17 protein-coding genes are annotated in these 14,701 nt (G+C 67.7%); 10 read left to right on the top strand and 7 right to left on the bottom strand.

The window, feature by feature from the left end:
- The 3 genes from ACWF7A_RS25885 to prmC are packed head-to-tail and all read left to right on the top strand — an operon-like array spanning window position 1 to window position 3,500.
- Complete coding sequence (locus ACWF7A_RS25885) at window positions 1-1,209, top strand: acyl-CoA thioester hydrolase/BAAT C-terminal domain-containing protein (RefSeq protein WP_452253077.1); 1,209 nt, start codon at window positions 1-3, stop codon at window positions 1,207-1,209.
- An 11-nt stretch (window positions 1,210-1,220) separates the two neighbouring features.
- Window positions 1,221-2,606: a dihydrolipoyl dehydrogenase gene (gene lpdA / locus ACWF7A_RS25880; protein WP_452253076.1), complete on the top strand. Its 1,386-nt coding sequence runs from the start codon at window positions 1,221-1,223 to the stop codon at window positions 2,604-2,606.
- 27 nt (window positions 2,607-2,633) lie between these two features.
- A complete protein-coding gene (gene prmC, locus ACWF7A_RS25875; RefSeq protein ID WP_452253232.1) occupies window positions 2,634-3,500 on the top strand; it encodes a peptide chain release factor N(5)-glutamine methyltransferase in 867 nt (288 codons plus the stop codon).
- Between the two features lie 4 nt (window positions 3,501-3,504).
- On the opposite strand, the gene ACWF7A_RS25870 is transcribed toward prmC, so the two are convergent.
- From ACWF7A_RS25870 to ACWF7A_RS25840, 7 genes are all read right to left on the bottom strand, one after another.
- Window positions 3,505-3,828 (bottom strand): hypothetical protein, encoded by a 324-nt coding sequence (locus tag ACWF7A_RS25870; protein ID WP_452253075.1) that lies wholly within the window; start codon window positions 3,826-3,828, stop codon window positions 3,505-3,507.
- The gene (locus tag ACWF7A_RS25865; protein ID WP_452253074.1) at window positions 3,825-5,501 is read right to left on the bottom strand and encodes a hypothetical protein; all 1,677 of its coding nucleotides are present in this window, start codon (window positions 5,499-5,501) and stop codon (window positions 3,825-3,827) included. Before ACWF7A_RS25865 ends, ACWF7A_RS25870 begins: the two co-directional genes overlap by 4 nt.
- Before the next feature lie 299 nt (window positions 5,502-5,800).
- Window positions 5,801-6,172, bottom strand: coding sequence for a hypothetical protein (locus ACWF7A_RS25860; protein WP_452253073.1), 372 nt, complete (start codon window positions 6,170-6,172; stop codon window positions 5,801-5,803).
- 210 nt (window positions 6,173-6,382) lie between these two features.
- Window positions 6,383-7,132 carry an ESX secretion-associated protein EspG gene (locus ACWF7A_RS25855; protein ID WP_452253072.1) on the bottom strand — a complete coding sequence of 250 codons (750 nt, stop codon included), beginning with the start codon at window positions 7,130-7,132 and terminating at the stop codon, window positions 6,383-6,385.
- Window positions 7,129-8,382 (bottom strand): hypothetical protein, encoded by a 1,254-nt coding sequence (locus ACWF7A_RS25850; protein ID WP_452253071.1) that lies wholly within the window; start codon window positions 8,380-8,382, stop codon window positions 7,129-7,131. The genes ACWF7A_RS25855 and ACWF7A_RS25850 overlap by 4 nt, the downstream gene beginning before the upstream one ends.
- A gap of 22 nt (window positions 8,383-8,404) precedes the next feature.
- A complete protein-coding gene (locus ACWF7A_RS25845; protein WP_452253070.1) occupies window positions 8,405-8,941 on the bottom strand; it encodes a DUF3558 domain-containing protein in 537 nt (178 codons plus the stop codon).
- Window positions 8,938-9,387 carry a hypothetical protein gene (locus ACWF7A_RS25840; protein ID WP_452253069.1) on the bottom strand — a complete coding sequence of 150 codons (450 nt, stop codon included), beginning with the start codon at window positions 9,385-9,387 and terminating at the stop codon, window positions 8,938-8,940. The genes ACWF7A_RS25845 and ACWF7A_RS25840 overlap by 4 nt, the downstream gene beginning before the upstream one ends.
- 221 nt (window positions 9,388-9,608) lie before the next feature.
- Between ACWF7A_RS25840 and ACWF7A_RS25835 the strand changes: the two genes are divergently transcribed.
- The 7 genes from ACWF7A_RS25835 to ACWF7A_RS25805 all read left to right on the top strand — a co-directional run bounded on the left by ACWF7A_RS25835 (window position 9,609) and on the right by ACWF7A_RS25805 (window position 14,666).
- The gene (locus ACWF7A_RS25835) at window positions 9,609-10,259 is read left to right on the top strand and encodes an L-threonylcarbamoyladenylate synthase (protein ID WP_452253068.1); all 651 of its coding nucleotides are present in this window, start codon (window positions 9,609-9,611) and stop codon (window positions 10,257-10,259) included.
- Between the two features lie 81 nt (window positions 10,260-10,340).
- Entirely contained in the window at window positions 10,341-11,480 is a 1,140-nt protein-coding gene (locus ACWF7A_RS25830; protein WP_452253067.1) for a glycosyltransferase family 4 protein, read from the top strand.
- 90 nt (window positions 11,481-11,570) lie between these two features.
- Window positions 11,571-12,017, top strand: coding sequence for a hypothetical protein (locus tag ACWF7A_RS25825; protein WP_452253066.1), 447 nt, complete (start codon window positions 11,571-11,573; stop codon window positions 12,015-12,017).
- A 160-nt stretch (window positions 12,018-12,177) separates the two neighbouring features.
- A complete protein-coding gene (gene atpB / locus ACWF7A_RS25820) occupies window positions 12,178-12,942 on the top strand; it encodes a F0F1 ATP synthase subunit A (protein ID WP_452253231.1) in 765 nt (254 codons plus the stop codon).
- Window positions 12,943-13,006: 64 nt separating this feature from the next.
- Entirely contained in the window at window positions 13,007-13,252 is a 246-nt protein-coding gene (locus ACWF7A_RS25815; protein ID WP_089921586.1) for an ATP synthase subunit c family protein, read from the top strand.
- Window positions 13,253-13,283: 31 nt separating this feature from the next.
- The gene (locus ACWF7A_RS25810; RefSeq protein ID WP_452253065.1) at window positions 13,284-13,829 is read left to right on the top strand and encodes a F0F1 ATP synthase subunit B; all 546 of its coding nucleotides are present in this window, start codon (window positions 13,284-13,286) and stop codon (window positions 13,827-13,829) included.
- A 3-nt stretch (window positions 13,830-13,832) separates the two neighbouring features.
- Window positions 13,833-14,666: a F0F1 ATP synthase subunit delta gene (locus tag ACWF7A_RS25805; RefSeq protein WP_452253230.1), complete on the top strand. Its 834-nt coding sequence runs from the start codon at window positions 13,833-13,835 to the stop codon at window positions 14,664-14,666.
- Window positions 14,667-14,701 lie beyond the last annotated feature (35 nt).

Genomic DNA, 14,701 nt, shown 5'->3' with positions numbered 1-14,701 from the left:
GTGGCCGAGATCCTGGTGAATCCGCAGACAGCGCCCCTCGACCACCCGGTCGACGTGGTCGTCGCCGGGCTGAAACCCGGGCAGTCGATCACCGTGCAGCTCTCCACGGGTGATCGTTCCTCTCATGCCGAGTTCGACGCCGACGACCGTGGTGTCGTCGATCTGACGAGGCACGCACCGACCGATGGCAGCTATCGCGGCGTCGATCCGATGGGCCTCTTCTGGTCGTTGGAACGCACGGGCGGCAAGGCCGGCCCCACGGTGATCTCCGTGGAGGGCGTGGGAGACCGCGTGCTCGAGCGGCAGAAGGTCCCCGAGGGCGTCGAACGGCTCGAAGTCCGAGAGCACGGACTGGTGGGCACCCTCTTCGCCCCTGAGGACGACGGAGGCGAGCTGCCGGGCGTCATCGTGCTCAGCGGGTCCGAGGGCGGTCTCCACGAGACCGACGCGGCGCTGCTGGCCGCGCACGGGTTCGTCACGTTCGCCCTCGGCTACTTCGGCCTCAAGGGCCTGCCCGAGCACCTCGTCGACGTGCCACTGGAGTACTTCGGCAAGGCCATCGACTACCTGAGTGATCGCGCAGGGGAGATCGGCGTCGTCGGCGGGTCGCGCGGCGGTGAGCTGGCGCTGCTGATCGGCGCCACGTTCCCCCAGGTCAGTGCGGTCGTGAGCGTGGTCGGCAGCGGTGTGGTCACTCAGGGCATCGGCCCCGGCGGCAACCTGCTGCAGAAGCTCTCGTACGAGGCCGCGTCGTGGACGCTCAAGGGCGAGCCGCTGCCGTACCTGCCCTACGAGATCGGCGACGAGCTGCGGTCCAGGATGGTCAACGGCGAACCGGTGCCGTTGAAGCTCGCGTTCAGCACCGAGGACGGCATCCCCGAGGACACCGAGATCGCCGTCGAACGGATCGCCGGGGGTGTGTTGCTCATCTCGTCCGGACAGGACGACGGATGGCCCAGCACCGAGCTCAGCGACGTCGCGATGCGGCGGCTGAAGGACCACGAGCACCCGTTCCCGCACGAGCACGTCGTGTATCCCGAGGCAGGACACCTGATCGCGGGCCCGCCGCACCGGCCGGCCACCGACGTGACCTATCCGGGGCCCGGTGTCACCTTCTCGGGTGGTGGTACGCCGCAGGCCACCGCGCACGCGCGCGCGAACGCCTGGAAACGGACGGTTGAGTTCTTGCGGGAGCAGCTCGGGAGCTAGGTTGTGTGCTTATGAGCGCACACTTTGATGTCGTCGTCGTGGGTGCGGGTCCGGGCGGCTACGTCGCCGCGATCCGTGCGGCTCAGCTCGGGCTGAAGACCGCCATCGTGGAGGAGAAGTACTGGGGCGGTGTCTGCCTTAACGTGGGCTGCATCCCGTCGAAGGCACTCCTTCGCAACGCTGAGCTGGCGCACATCTTCACGCACGAGCAGAAGACGTTCGGCATCAAGGTCGACGGCACCGTCAGCTTCGACTACAGCGCGGCGTGGCAGCGCAGCCGCAAGGTCGCGGACGGGCGCGTCAAGGGCGTGCACTTCCTGATGAAGAAGAACGGCATCACCGAGTACAACGGGTGGGCCAACTTCACCGACGACCACACGCTGACGGTCGGGGACGAGACCATCACCTTCGGCCACGCGATCATCGCCGTGGGCGCCACGACCCGGATGCTGCCGAACACGCAGAAGTCCGACCGCGTCGTGACGTACGAAGAGCAGATCATGACCGAGGACCTGCCCGAGTCGATCGTCATCGCCGGCGCGGGCGCGATCGGCGTCGAGTTCGCCTACGTCATGCACAACTACGGCGTGAAGGTGACCATCGTCGAGTTCCTCGACCGGATGGTGCCGCTCGAGGACGAAGAGGTGTCCGCCGAGCTGCTCAAGCGCTACAAGAAGCTGGGCGTCGACGTGCGCGTCGGCACGCGCGTCGAGTCGATCGACGAGTCGGGCCCGAAGGTCCGCGTCACCGTCTCGAAGAACGGCGCCGAAGAGGTCATCGAGACCGACAAGGTCATGCAGGCCATCGGTTTCGTGCCGCGCGTCGAGGGCTACGGCCTCGAGAACACCGGCGTGAAGCTCACCGACCGCGGTGCGATCGACATCGACGGCCGCGGCCGCACGTCCGTGCCGCACATCTTCGCGATCGGCGACGTCACGGCGAAGCTGATGCTCGCGCACACCGCCGAGTCCATGGGCATCATCGCCTCGGAGACCATCGCGGGCGCCGAGACCATGGAGCTCGACTACGTGATGATCCCGCGGGCGACGTTCTGCCAGCCGCAGATCGCCTCGTTCGGCTACACGGAGAAGCAGGCGCGCGAGAAGGGCTACGACGTCCAGGTCGCGAAGTTCCCGTTCACGGCGAACGGCAAGGCCCACGGTCTCGCGGAGCCCGGCGGCTTCGTGAAGCTGATCAGCGACGGCAAGCACGGCGAGCTGCTCGGCGGCCACATCATCGGCCCCGAGGCGACCGAGCTCCTGCCCGAGCTCACGCTGGCGCAGCAGTGGGATCTCACGGTCCACGAGGTCGCGCGCAACGTCCACGCGCACCCGACGCTGTCCGAGGCGGTCAAGGAAGCGGTGCACGGCCTGGCCGGGCACATGATCAACTTCTGAGATAGCTTCTTTCCGATGTCTTCGATGATGAACCGGCAGCCGCTCCGCCTCGCCGTCTCCGAGGCGGCCAAGATCCTCGCCGAGGCGGGCGTGGACAGTCCGCGCGTCGACGCGGAGTACCTGGCCGCGCACGTGCTCGGCGTCGAGCGCGGGCGGCTGCCGCTCATCCCGCTGGTCGATCCGTCCGTGATCGACCAGCTGCACAAGCTGGTCCGCGTCCGCGCCTCGCGGATCCCGTTGCAGCACATCCTCGGCTGGGCGCCGATGGGCGCCATCTCCGTCGAGGTCGGGCCCGGGGTGTTCGTGCCGCGGCCCGAGACCGAGCTGCTGATGGAGTGGGGCCTGAAGGCGCTGGCGGGGGTGTCCTCGCCGGTGGTCGTGGACCTCTGCACGGGAACGGGCGCGCTGGCGTTGTCGATCGCGGCCGCCCGGCCCGACGCGGTGGTGCACGCGGTGGAGATCGATCCGCAGGCGCTGTCGTGGACGCGCCGCAACGCCGACGCGCGGGTGGCCGCCGGGGACACGCCGATCCGGCTGCACTTCGGTGACGCCACCGACCCGTCGCTGCTGTCCGACCTGGACGGCCAGGTGGATCTCGTGGTGTGCAATCCGCCTTACGTGCCAGAGGGAACCCCGGTGCAGCCCGAGGTCGGCGAGCACGATCCGCACCACGCGGTGTTCTCGGGCGAGGACGGGCTGGACGTGATCCGGCACGTCGTGTGGGCGGCGGCGCGGTGGCTGAAGCCCGGTGGGTCCGTCGGCATCGAGCACGACGACACGCAGGGGGAGTCCGTGCCGGCGCTGCTGGCCGCGCGCCGGTCGCTCACGGACGCCGTCGATCATCTGGACCTGGCGGGACGGCCGCGGTTCGCGACCGCCCGCAAGGTCGGCTGAGCTCCTAGAACAGCGCGTCGAAGGCCTTCGACAGGTCCTTCATCTGCTCGCCGAGGCCGCGGTCGGCCAGCTTGTCCATCAGGTGTTCCGCGACGTCCTTGCTGGGCTGGGGTTTGCGGGCTTCGGCGCGGAGGTCGTCCACCACCTCGATCGTGGACGTGGCGGCCTGGGCCACGTTCAGGTCCTCGCGCAGCTCGTCGAGCAGCCGCAGCACGGAGCTCACGTCCTTGATGTGTCCGATGTGGACGTCCCCGGTCCTGGCGCGCCCGCTGGTGCCGACGTTGCTGCCGATGACCGGTCCCTGGATCTCGAAGTTGCGTTCGTTCATGAGCTTCCCTTGACGCTCGTCTTCCCCGTGCGTGCCTTGCCGGACGTGCCGATGTTGCTGGAGATCACCGGGCCGGTGATGTGCACGTTGTTGCTCGTCACCTGCATGGCCTGTTCCATGAACTCGGTGACCGAGATGCCCTTGCTCTCCAGGAACTCGCCGAGCGTGCGCAGCAGCCGTGACTCCAGCACCTTGATGTAGCGCTCGACGTCGGTGAGCTGGAAGTAGTTGTCGACCTCGCTCCTGCTCGCGAGCTCGCGGAGGCTGTTGCTGGCGCCGTAGCGTTCCGCGACGTAGGTGCCTTCCGCCTGGGGGATGGGGGTCATCCAGCCGACCGCCGTCGCGAACCGCTTCGGGATGGAGGCGGGGAACCTCAGCAGGTCCACGATCGCGTCGACGAACGGGCGCAGCGACTGCTCCGGCAGCACGTCGATCTTCCGGTGCTCGGCGTGGATCGGGTGCAGGATGCAGGGGGTCCACTCGACGTAGAGCATCTCGTCGTCGAGCCCGAACGTCAGGTACGCCGAGACGACCACGTCGCGGTCCCACGTCTCGACCTGGAACGAGCGGAAGTAGCGCATCCACTCCATCGGCCTGGCGATCAGATCGTCCACAACGGACCGGGCGACCGCTTCCTCGGGTGAATGGTCCTTGTCGGGCAACACGATCCGGGCTTCGTCGTCGTCGATGTGGTCGATCAGCTCGACCGAGGAGATGACGACCCGGTCGCCGGTCTTCAAGCCGCGCAGCCGGTGCGCCGGTGAGAGCGACGGCGAACGACCGGTCTTGACCAGCTCGGCCGTGATGCGTTCGTAGAGTTCCGGAAGGGCGAACCCGGGCAGCGGCGCGCCGGTCTTCTCCTCGGCGGGCTTGAGGGGCAGCGCCATGGACCACGGTTCGAACATCGTGCCGGAGCCGACGAACGGGCGGTAACCGTGGTAGACGATCACCTGCGCCTCGCCCGGATCCTCAGGCTCGTCGTTCTCCTCGATCGGGTACAGCCCGAGCGCTGCGGCGTAGCTCGAGTGCCCAAGCCCCCTGAACGCCCATTCGTTGCGCCACAGCTCCCGCTCGCCCCGGCTGGTGCGGAACCCGGCGCGCCGGAAGCTCTTCGTCACCAGCAACCAGGTCACGACCCGGTCGGCGAACAGCACCGCGAAGATCAGCACGATCGCGATGATCAAGATCGCGACCCCGGCGCCGCTGCTGTCCTCCACGCAGTCCTCGTACCTGGGCCTGCAGTACCTGCTGGAGTAGCTGCTGCTGGCGTCGAGCTCTTCGATGAACTTGAACAGCACGAAGAAGAGCGCGATCGCGCTGGCGATCGAGCCGAGCACGGCCGGCCCGCGCCGCACGACCCGCCGCGGACGAGTGAACGCCATCCGCGCCCCGGTCCCGAGCGCCGCGATCGAGGCGACCACCAGCCAGCCGACGAGCAGCGTCCCGCTCGCGGCGAACAGCGTCACCACCGCCAGCACCAGCAACACCGCGTCGCGAACCTTCCGCCGCGTGCGCGCCGCCACCGCCTCCCGCAACACCGCGCCGGAGTTGACGCCGGGCGAACGAGGAATCGACCGAGTGGCCTCCACGAGGTACTCGCGAATGGCGGAATCCGCGAACTCCTCGTCGCGGTGAGCGGCTCCGCAGAGGAAGCGGGTCGTGTCGTCGCGCAACCGGGGAGAATCCTTTCCCTTCGTCGGCGCGGGAGTTGACATCGTCCTGTCTACTTTCTGTCATTGAATCGAGCACTCTGTGTTTGTGCTGGTCAGGGGCATGATGAGACAAACGAACAACACTCAATTGGTCGTTCTGCTGGCACGATAGTCGTTCCTGATCAGAATTGGGTGCAGGTCGTGGAATTGCCAATTGTCAATGCGCCGAAAGGGGGGCAATTGTCCGCATTGCGGGCGTGTTGCCGAGTGGTGACCGCCACGTGAAGTGGACAAAACCTGGCCAATAACGCGACGTTTAGTCACCTTGAGGCCGAATGGTCGTATGTTCGCGGTGGGGAGGGCACGCGGTCACGCGCTCGAGGAACCGCCGCCTCGCGCGTGACCGCGTGTGCGCCTACTTCCGCTCTGCTGAATAAGCCCGTCCTGTCGGCGACGACGTCCAGTTCGGTGCCGACCTGCTCGACTTTCCCCGACTGCGTCGGGGACAGGGCCAGTTCCCTGTCGCCGCAGCGCAGGTGTGCGCTGAACGAGCCGGAACCCCGTGTGCTCTTGTGCCGCTCGACGCTGTCGACGCAGCAGTGCACGGTCTCGCCGAACGCGGTGAGCCAGAGGGAGTGCCCGCCGATGCTCGCGGGGAAGAAGCCGGCGACGAAGAGCGCGACGGCAGGCATGGGATGACGAGTCCCAGCTTCGCGGTGCCGCTCAGGACACCCGTGGCCGTCGGCACGGCGATGCTGACGGCCGCGAGCAGGAGCTTCTTCGGCTATAACGGCGGCCTGACAGTGGTCATTCGTCCAACGACCCTTGCTGCCGCGAGAAAGTCCGGCCCTCGTTCTCCAGTTCGTCGTACTTCGCCCAGGCCCGCGATCATCTTCTCGGGTTCATCGTTCGCTCGTCATCGCAAGGATCTGACCGAGATGCCGGGCGAGGCCCGTGTTGTCGGCGGGGCTGATCGTGTACCAGCCCTTGCGGGTCTCGACGTTGGAGTAGCGGCCCTGGCGCGTGTCGATCCAGGTGACCGGCGGGAAGTCCCGTTTGGTGCGGCCCTGTCCCTTCTGCACGAGGAAGTGGCCGTTGCCGATGGCGGGCCCGGTCAGCATCTGCTTGGCGAGGCGGACGTCGTCGTTCTCCATCGTGCGGACCGCCTGCCGGAAGCCCTCTTGCTGTGGCTGGGCTTCGAACGCCTGGGCCGGCACGGTGACGAGCTTGCCCGGGCCGGGCCTGCCCAAGGGCATGGCGTTGGCGAGACTGGTGGCGATCTCGTTGGGCTGCAACAGGTTCAACGTGATGCCGGTGTCCTCTTGAGTCACCAGCACCGCGTAACCGCCGCGTGCCACCACGCTGGCGCGCACCAGCTTCTGCTGGTTCATGTCCGGGATGCAGAGTGCGACGACGCGGAGATCGGGGCGCGCCAACAGGTTCAACGCGTCCTCGAGGTCCGGCTCCGGTCGTCCGCGCCGGACCAGCTCGCGACGTTCGAGGTCGGCGTGCACGGCCGCCTTGATGCGGGCGCGCTCGTCGAGCGTCTCGCCGTGCTGGCCGACCTCGAAGGGGTACGGGACGCTCCCCGCCCGCAGGCCCTCCCAGAGGACCTCGAACGCGGGCAGGGAGAGCTGCGCGATCTGCCTCATCCGCCGATCACCGGCGGCGCGACCATGCGATCGTCGTCGAAGAACTCGTCGGACGGCACGAGGTAGTTGGACTTGTGCTCCTTGTCCTCCTCGCCACCCTTGCCGGCACCGGCGCCACCCCCGGCGCCCATGCCACCGGCAGCACCGGCGGCCCCGCGACCGGCGGCACCCGCACCAGCGGCGACGCCACCACCAGGACCTCCGGCAACACCCGCGCTACCGCCAGGCGTGGCGGGCCCGAAGCTGCCCATGCCACGACCCGAACCGCCCACGCCGGCCATGCCGCCGGGGCCCATGCCGCGGCCACCCGCACCGCCACCGCCTGGACCACCACCGCCGGGACCGCCGCGTCCGCCACCGGGTCCGCCGGGACCGCCACCGCCGGGCCTGCCGGTCTGGCCGCCACCGGGCGGTCGCATGCCGGGAGGGAGCATCCCCGGCGGCAGCGTGCCGGGAGGGCCGACGGGCGGCCGAATCGGGCCACCGGGCGGGGTGTTCGGCGGGTTGCCGGGGTTGGTGAGGCCCGGAGCCACCCACGAGGGGTTCGTCGTGTTGTTGCCGAGGTTCGGCGACGGGATGCCCGGCATGCCCGTGTTGGTGGACCGCGGCGTGAACGTGCTGGAGTTGCTCAGGCTCTGCGAGTGCGTGGTGCTGCTCGTCTGCGTGACGCCCTGGTCCTGCGTGACCTGCGGGGTGGACTCCATGGCGGGCATGGACATCGCGGCGGCCATCATCGTGCTGTCCCGCGTCTGCATGACCTGGACGGCTTCGGCCTTGGCCTCTTGCTGCGCGCTGTGCTGCGCCATCATCTCGAAGGGCGCGCCGACCATGGCCGGCGGGAAGATGACCGCCGGGACCGCGAACTTCTTGAGCGTGTCCATGGGGCTGAACTTGACCGGCTCGGGCATGCTGCGATTCGCCTGCACGGCCGCATCTCGTTGCTGCTCGATGGCGTCCGAGGTGCGCGTGAAGCCTTCGCCGGTCTGGTCCGCGAACGTGCCGATCTTGGTCAGTGCCTGCCGGACACCGTCCGCCGCCCGTCCCGTCCACGCGCTCTGCGAACCGTTGACCAGGATGTCGAAGTCGGTCGCCAGTTCCTTGAACGTGGTGCCGAACGCCCTCCACACATCGGCGGTCGCGCTCGCGGTGTCAGGGGCGTAGTTCTGGGTGACCAGGCCCTTCATGTGTTCGTGCTGCTGGCCTGGGTAGTTGTCGTTCGGCGTCGGAACAGCGGCCTTGACGGGCGCCATGAGATTCCCCCCTCGGGCGTTGTTACGGCAGCTTCGCTGCGATCAGGTCGGCGGCTTTCGACGCGCGTTCGCACGCGGCCGCGGTGTCGCCGGACGCGACCTTCACGGTCCCGATGACCGCGACGGACGACGTGTCACTGGCGGCGATCACGACGGCACACGTGTCCTTGGAGCCGTCCTGAGCCTCCGCCTTGGTCGCCGTGAACCGGCCGACCTTGACGTCGGAGACCTTGTCGCCCTGGATGTTCAGGTCCCTCACGCTCGTGTCGGCGAAGATGCCCGCGTTCAGGCCGCCCCCTCCGGGGATGGTCCAGTCGCACGTGTTCGAGGCGCCGACCTTGGACTCCTCGCCGGGGAGCTTGAAGCCGAATCCGGATGCTTCGGAATCGGTCAGCAGGTCGCAGGGCTTGAGCGACTTCAGACCGGACGACGCGTTGCCGTTGCTCGTCGGCGTGCTGCCCCCTGTGGTGGGCGCCGGAGTGGCCTCGCCCTTCGTGCCGGTGCAGCCCGCGGTGAGCGCGGCGAGTCCGATCAGGGTGGCGATGAGGATGCGTTTCATGACTTCCCGTTGATTTTCTCGAGCGAGTCGGAAGCTGCCTGGTCCACGTTCTCGTAGGACGCGCGGCTCTTGTCGATCTGCGTCTTCAGCGACTCGATCGCCCGCGCGACGTCCTCGATCTGCTTGATCGCAGCAGTGCCGAAGTCCGTGTTGGACTTGGCGATGTTCTCGGCGTACCCGCCTCCGAGCTTCATCTGAAGGCTGAGGTTGGCCCGCTTGCGCAGGATCTTCTCGACCTCGTCCTGCATCGCGGTGAGCTTCTTGATCATCGCGTCGACCAGCTGCGGGTCGACGGAGAGTTGCTGGGTCTCGACGGCGACCGCGACCGCCTTGCCGGCGTCCATGATGGCGTTCAGGCCGCCGCTGAAGATGCTGTCCCAAGCGCCCCCGGACGCCTTGTCGGCGAAACCGCCGACCTTGCCGCTCGTCACCACTTCTTCAGACATCGAAGCTCGACCTCCCCCATTGCGCTCTGTGGTCGACCCATGACCTTACAGTTGCGCGTCCGTTTGGGGGATGCGTTGAACTACTTAACCCGTTTGAGCTGAAACCTTGCCTGGTCGGAGGGCCTGCGGGTGCGTCAAGTGAGAACGTGGACGCGGGTCTGCGGCGGTGGGAGAGCGGGCCTTGCGTCACCCGGTCGGGAAGGCTGGCTAGGCTCACCGAGGTGAGCACGGTCTACGACTGCAGCGAACCTGGCAACCGGGCGGCGGGACTTGCCGCCGCCGCCGGTGCGGTGCGGAGCGGACGCCTCGTCGTCCTGCCCACCGACACCGTCTACGGGATCGGCTGCGACGCGTTCGACGCTGAAGCCGTCCGGAGTCTTCTCGACGCCAAGGGACGCGGGCCCGACATGCCCGTGCCCGTGCTCGTCGGGTCCTGGACCACCATCGACGGGCTGGTTCTCAGCGTGCCCCGGCAGGCGCGGGCCCTCATCGAGGCCTTCTGGCCCGGTGGGTTGAGCATCGTGCTGCCGCACGCGCCGAGTCTCGCGTGGGATCTGGGGCAGACGCGCGGAACCGTCATGTTGCGCATGCCGTTGCATCCGGTTGCGCTGGAACTGCTTCGCGACGTCGGGCCGATGGCCGTGTCGAGTGCGAACAGGACCGGGCATGCTCCCGCGGCCAGTGCGCAGGAGGCTCGTGACCAGCTCGGGGACGCGGTGCCCGTGTACCTCGACGGCGGGCTGAGCGGCGAGAACGTCGCCTCGACCATCGTCGACCTCACCGGGCCCGACGCGCTGATCCTGCGCGAAGGTGCGGTCACCAAGGAAGACGTCAACGAGGTTCTCGGCATCGAGGTCGAGGTCGCGCGGTAGTGCGCGGCTGCCACAATTGATCATGGTCGCCGCGAGTACCGTGGTGAGCACCCCGAACACCCCCGATTGATTGGTAGGCCCGTGGGGCCCGCATCCTCGTTCGTCCTTCCCGTGCGCGAGTACCTGCTCGTCGCGTTGATCGCTGCCGTGGTGACGTTCCTGCTCGTGGGCCTGGTGCGCGCCATGGCTTTCCGGCTCGGGGCGGTGGCCTACCCGCGGCAACGAGACGTGCACGTGCAGCCGATGCCGCGCATGGGTGGTGTCGCCATCTACGGCGGTGTGCTCGCCGGCATGTTCGTGGCGCACCAGTTGCCGGTGCTGCGGGCGGCGTTCGACTTCTCCAACGACCCGTGGGGCGTCATCGTCGCGGGCGGCGTCATCGTGCTCGTGGGCGCGATCGACGACAGGTTCGAGCTCGACTCGCTCACCAAGCTCGCGGGCCAGGTCACCGCGGCGGGCATCCTCGTGTTGTTCGGTCTGCAGTGGATGATCGCGTGGGTGCCGTGGGACGGCGGCGCGACCATCTCGCTCGACCAGAACCAGGGCGCGCTCCTGACCGTGCTGCTCGCGGTCACGATGATCAACGCGATGAACTTCGTCGACGGCCTCGACGGGCTCGCCGCCGGCATCGGCCTCATCGCCGCCGCCGCGACGGCCGCGTTCTCGATCGGCCTGCTCGTCGAACGGCAGGGCGCCGTCGAGGCCTACCCGCCGGCGCTGATCGCCGCCGTGCTGGCCGGTGCGTGCCTCGGGTTCCTGCCGCACAACTTCAACCCCGCGCGCATCTTCATGGGCGACTCGGGCTCCATGCTCATCGGCCTCATGCTCGCCGCCGCCACTACCAGCGCGTCCGGCAAGATCAACCAGGCCACCGGCAGCGCCGCCGACCTGCTCGGTCTGCTCTCGCCGCTGATCGTGGTCGCCGCGGTGCTGTTCGTGCCGCTGCTCGACCTGCTGATGGCGATCATCCGCCGCACCAGACGCGGCGAGAGCCCGTTCTCCCCGGACAAGATGCACCTGCACCACCGGCTGCTGGAGATCGGGCACTCACAACGCCGCGCCGTGCTGCTCATCTACTTGTGGGCCGGTGTGCTGGCGTTCGGTGCCGTGGCGCTCACGCTGTTCGACCCCATCATCGTGGCCACGTGCTTCGTCATCGGATTGATCGTGACGTTCGTGGTCTCGGTCATTCCCAGGCTGCGGGACGCGCGAAAGTCCTGACGAAACAGGCCATCTTGTTTGGGGCCGCTTAACCGCCGTTAACGAGGGCTGCCTGCAGAGCCGGTCGTGCGAGTTCCTACACTTCGGGACATGAGCGACGCGGACAAGGCCGTCACGCACGAGCTGACCGTCCAGCGACTCGCCGGGGAAATGTTCCGAGAGGCCGCGTGGGCCGCACTCGGCACGTTTGTCCTCGGCGTCGTCGTGTCAACTGTGATCTGGGGGACCGCTGGTCTCTTCGGATCATTGATCGGTGGTGCCATCGCCATCGGTTCGAGCCTTGGCACGCTGTTCTTGATGCGCAAGACCGCGGCACTCGATCCGATGTTCGTGATGGTCGCCGCACTCGGCGGATTCATGGGCAAGTTGATCGTGCTGCTACTCGCCGTGATCCTGCTGCGCAACCAGTCGTGGCTCGAACCCAAGGCGCTGGGAATCACCCTGGTGGCGACGGTGCTCGTGACGTCGTTCCTGGAGGCCAGAGCCTCCAAGCGGAGCCGTAGTCAGATGGTGGTCCCCGCCTCCGAAGGCGCCTAGACCTGCTGATATGGTCCGCGTGACCAGGGACACCCGATAGCAGGGGTGCCTCTGGTAGTCGCTTGCGAACCGTAAGGTACGTTAAGTCCAGATCGTGACGATTCCCCCGGCGGAGTGAACGCCGGCCGGGAGAACCGGAAGGAACACAGTGACCAAGTTGCTGGCTTCGGGGAGTGAGTTCGTCGCTCCCGGTGTGAAGGACTTCTTCCTCCCGCCGATCTTCGGCTCGGTCACGAAGCCGATGGTCCTGCTGGTGCTGTCGATCTTGATCATCGGCGCCTTCTTCATTGCGGCCACCCGCAACCTGAAGGTCGTTCCCGGCAAGTTCCAGTTCGCCGCCGAGTCGCTTTACGACTTCGGGCGCAACAACATCGCCCGGGAGCAGATCGGTGCGAAGGACTTCAAGCCCTTCGTCCCGCTGATCCTCACGATCTTCACCTTCATCCTGGTGAACAACCTGTTCGGGCTCATCCCGCTCGTGCAGTTCCCCACGATGTCCCACATCGGCTTCCCGCTCGCCGTTTCGTTGTTCGTCGTTTACCCGGTGTACCACTTCGTCGGGTTCAAGCGGCACGGTTTCGTGGGTTACTTGAAGCACCAGACGGTTCCGCCGGGCGCACCGTGGTTCGTGCTCCCGCTGCTGATCCCGATCGAGTTCTTCCAGAAGTTCATCCTGAACCCGCTCACGCTGGCGATCCGAGTTTTCGCTGCCATGTTCGCGGGTCACCTCCTGCTGCTGGTCTTCACCCTGGCCGGTGAGTTCCTGCTGCTCAATGGCGGGATCACCGTCATCGTGGCGCCGGTGTCCTTCGCCTTCGCCATCGCGCTGACCTTCCTGGAGGCACTGATCATGTGCCTGCAGGCCTACATCTTCGCGCTGCTGTCTGCCAGCTACATCGGCATGGCGCTGGCAGAAGAGCACTGAGAAACAGCACAAAGCCTCCGATCCGCGAACTCTCGCGGACCGAGTTGGAAAGGGAACAGCAACAGTGAGCGCTCTCCAGATTGCCCAGGACGCCGGCTCCATCAACCCGGGTCTCGCGGCCATCGGTTACGGTCTCGCGGCCATCGGCCCCGGCATCGGCGTGGGTCTGATCTTCTCCTCGGTCATCAGCGGCACCGCCCGCCAGCCCGAGGCCCGCGGCGTTCTGCTCGGTCTCGCGTGGACCACCTTCGCCATCGTCGAGGTCCTCGCGCTGATCGGCTTCGTCGTGTACTTCATCGCGACTGCCTGACCGAATCCAGATCGCGTTAGGAGAAACCGTGATGGACACCCTCATCCTGGCGGCGGAGGGTCCGGTCAACCCGGTCATTCCGCACACCTCGGAGATCATCCTCGGTCTCGTCGCGTTCCTGCTCCTCTTCTTCGTCATCAAGAAGTTCGTGTCACCGCGCTTCGAGGCGCTGTACGCGGAGCGGACGGCCAAGATCGAGGGTGGCATCGAGAAGGCGGAGCAGGCTCAGGCCGACGCTCAGCGCGCGCTCGAGCAGTACAAGGAGCAGCTGGCCGAGGCTCGCGCCGAGGCCGCGCGCATCCGCGACGACGCACGGGCCGAAGGCCTGCAGATCGTCGAGGAGCTGCGTGAGCAGGCGCAGGCCGAGTCCGCGCGCATCGTCGCGCAGGGCCAGCACCAGCTGGACGCCCAGCGCGCCCAGATCGTCGCGGAGCTGCGCGCCGATCTCGGCCGCACTGCCGTCGAGCTGGCGAGCAAGGTCGTGGGCGAGTCCCTCGAGGACGACTCCCGTCGCCGTGGCACCGTCGACCGCTTCCTCAACGAGCTGGACGCCGTCGCGGCGCCCGCGAGCAAGTAGAGGCTGCCGATGACGTTGCATGCCGCAAGTCGTGAAGCTCTGGCAGCCGCGGAACTGCGGCTGCTGGAGCTGGCCGACGCCACCACGTCGACGGACGACCTCGCCACGCTCGGCGAGGAGCTCTTCGCCGTGCTCGGCCTGCTCATCCAGCAGCGGACGCTGCGCGGCTCGCTCGCCGACGCCTCGTCCGAGGCGGCCGGTCGCGAGCAGCTGGCCCGTGGCCTGTTCTCGGGCAAGGTGAGCGACGCGACCCTGCAGATCCTGGTCGCCGTCGTGACCGCGCGCTGGTCCAGCCCGCGCGAGCTCGTCGACGGTGTCGAGTCGCTCGCCCGCACCACGCTGCTGGTGCGTGCCGAGCGCGACGGTCAGCTCGACTCGACCGAGGACGAGCTGTTCCGGCTCGGCCGCATCGTGGCTGGTTCGAACGAGCTCGAGCTGTTGCTGGCGGACCCCGCCGGTGACGCCTCCGGCAAGGTCGCGCTGGTCGACTCCCTGATCGAGGGGAAGGTCAGCCCGGTCACCAAGACGCTGGTGGACCAGCTGGTGCGCCACCCCCGCGGAGTGCGCGTGGCGGACGGGCTCTCCGAGCTCGCCGACCTGGCGGCCAAGCGCCGTCAGCGTTCCGTCGCGCACGTGAAGTCCGCGGTGGAGCTGACCGCCGAGCAGGTCGACCGCTTGACCGCGACGCTGACCACGATCTACTCGCGCCCGATCGCTCTGCACGTGGAGGTCGACCCCTCGCTGGGTGGCGGCCTCTCGATCAAGATCGGCGACGAGATCATCGACGGAAGCATCGCCGGCCGGTTGGCGGCACTGCGCCGCAATCTCGCCAGCTAGCCCCCGAGCCCTTTCCCAAGAACGAAGAAGTGAGA

The organism is Lentzea sp. NPDC055074, assembly GCF_053608005.1.
The sequence above is the reverse complement of the archived record's forward strand: the minus strand, read 5'-3'. Positions and strand labels throughout refer to the sequence as shown.

What these genes read in the sequence shown, in the direction of transcription:
- ACWF7A_RS25860 (WP_452253073.1), bottom strand. Translation starts at nt 6,172, where the DNA reads ATGCCTGCCGTCGCGCTCTTCGTCGCCGGCTTCTTCCCCGCGAGCATC.
- ACWF7A_RS25870 (WP_452253075.1), bottom strand. Translation starts at nt 3,828, where the DNA reads ATGAACGAACGCAACTTCGAGATCCAGGGACCGGTCATCGGCAGCAAC.
- ACWF7A_RS25850 (WP_452253071.1), bottom strand. Translation starts at nt 8,382, where the DNA reads ATGGCGCCCGTCAAGGCCGCTGTTCCGACGCCGAACGACAACTACCCA.
- ACWF7A_RS25840 (WP_452253069.1), bottom strand. Translation starts at nt 9,387, where the DNA reads ATGTCTGAAGAAGTGGTGACGAGCGGCAAGGTCGGCGGTTTCGCCGAC.
- ACWF7A_RS25855 (WP_452253072.1), bottom strand. Translation starts at nt 7,132, where the DNA reads ATGAGGCAGATCGCGCAGCTCTCCCTGCCCGCGTTCGAGGTCCTCTGG.
- ACWF7A_RS25810 (WP_452253065.1), top strand. Translation starts at nt 13,284, where the DNA reads ATGGACACCCTCATCCTGGCGGCGGAGGGTCCGGTCAACCCGGTCATT.
- lpdA (WP_452253076.1), top strand. Translation starts at nt 1,221, where the DNA reads ATGAGCGCACACTTTGATGTCGTCGTCGTGGGTGCGGGTCCGGGCGGC.
- ACWF7A_RS25825 (WP_452253066.1), top strand. Translation starts at nt 11,571, where the DNA reads ATGAGCGACGCGGACAAGGCCGTCACGCACGAGCTGACCGTCCAGCGA.
- ACWF7A_RS25845 (WP_452253070.1), bottom strand. Translation starts at nt 8,941, where the DNA reads ATGAAACGCATCCTCATCGCCACCCTGATCGGACTCGCCGCGCTCACC.
- prmC (WP_452253232.1), top strand. Translation starts at nt 2,634, where the DNA reads ATGAACCGGCAGCCGCTCCGCCTCGCCGTCTCCGAGGCGGCCAAGATC.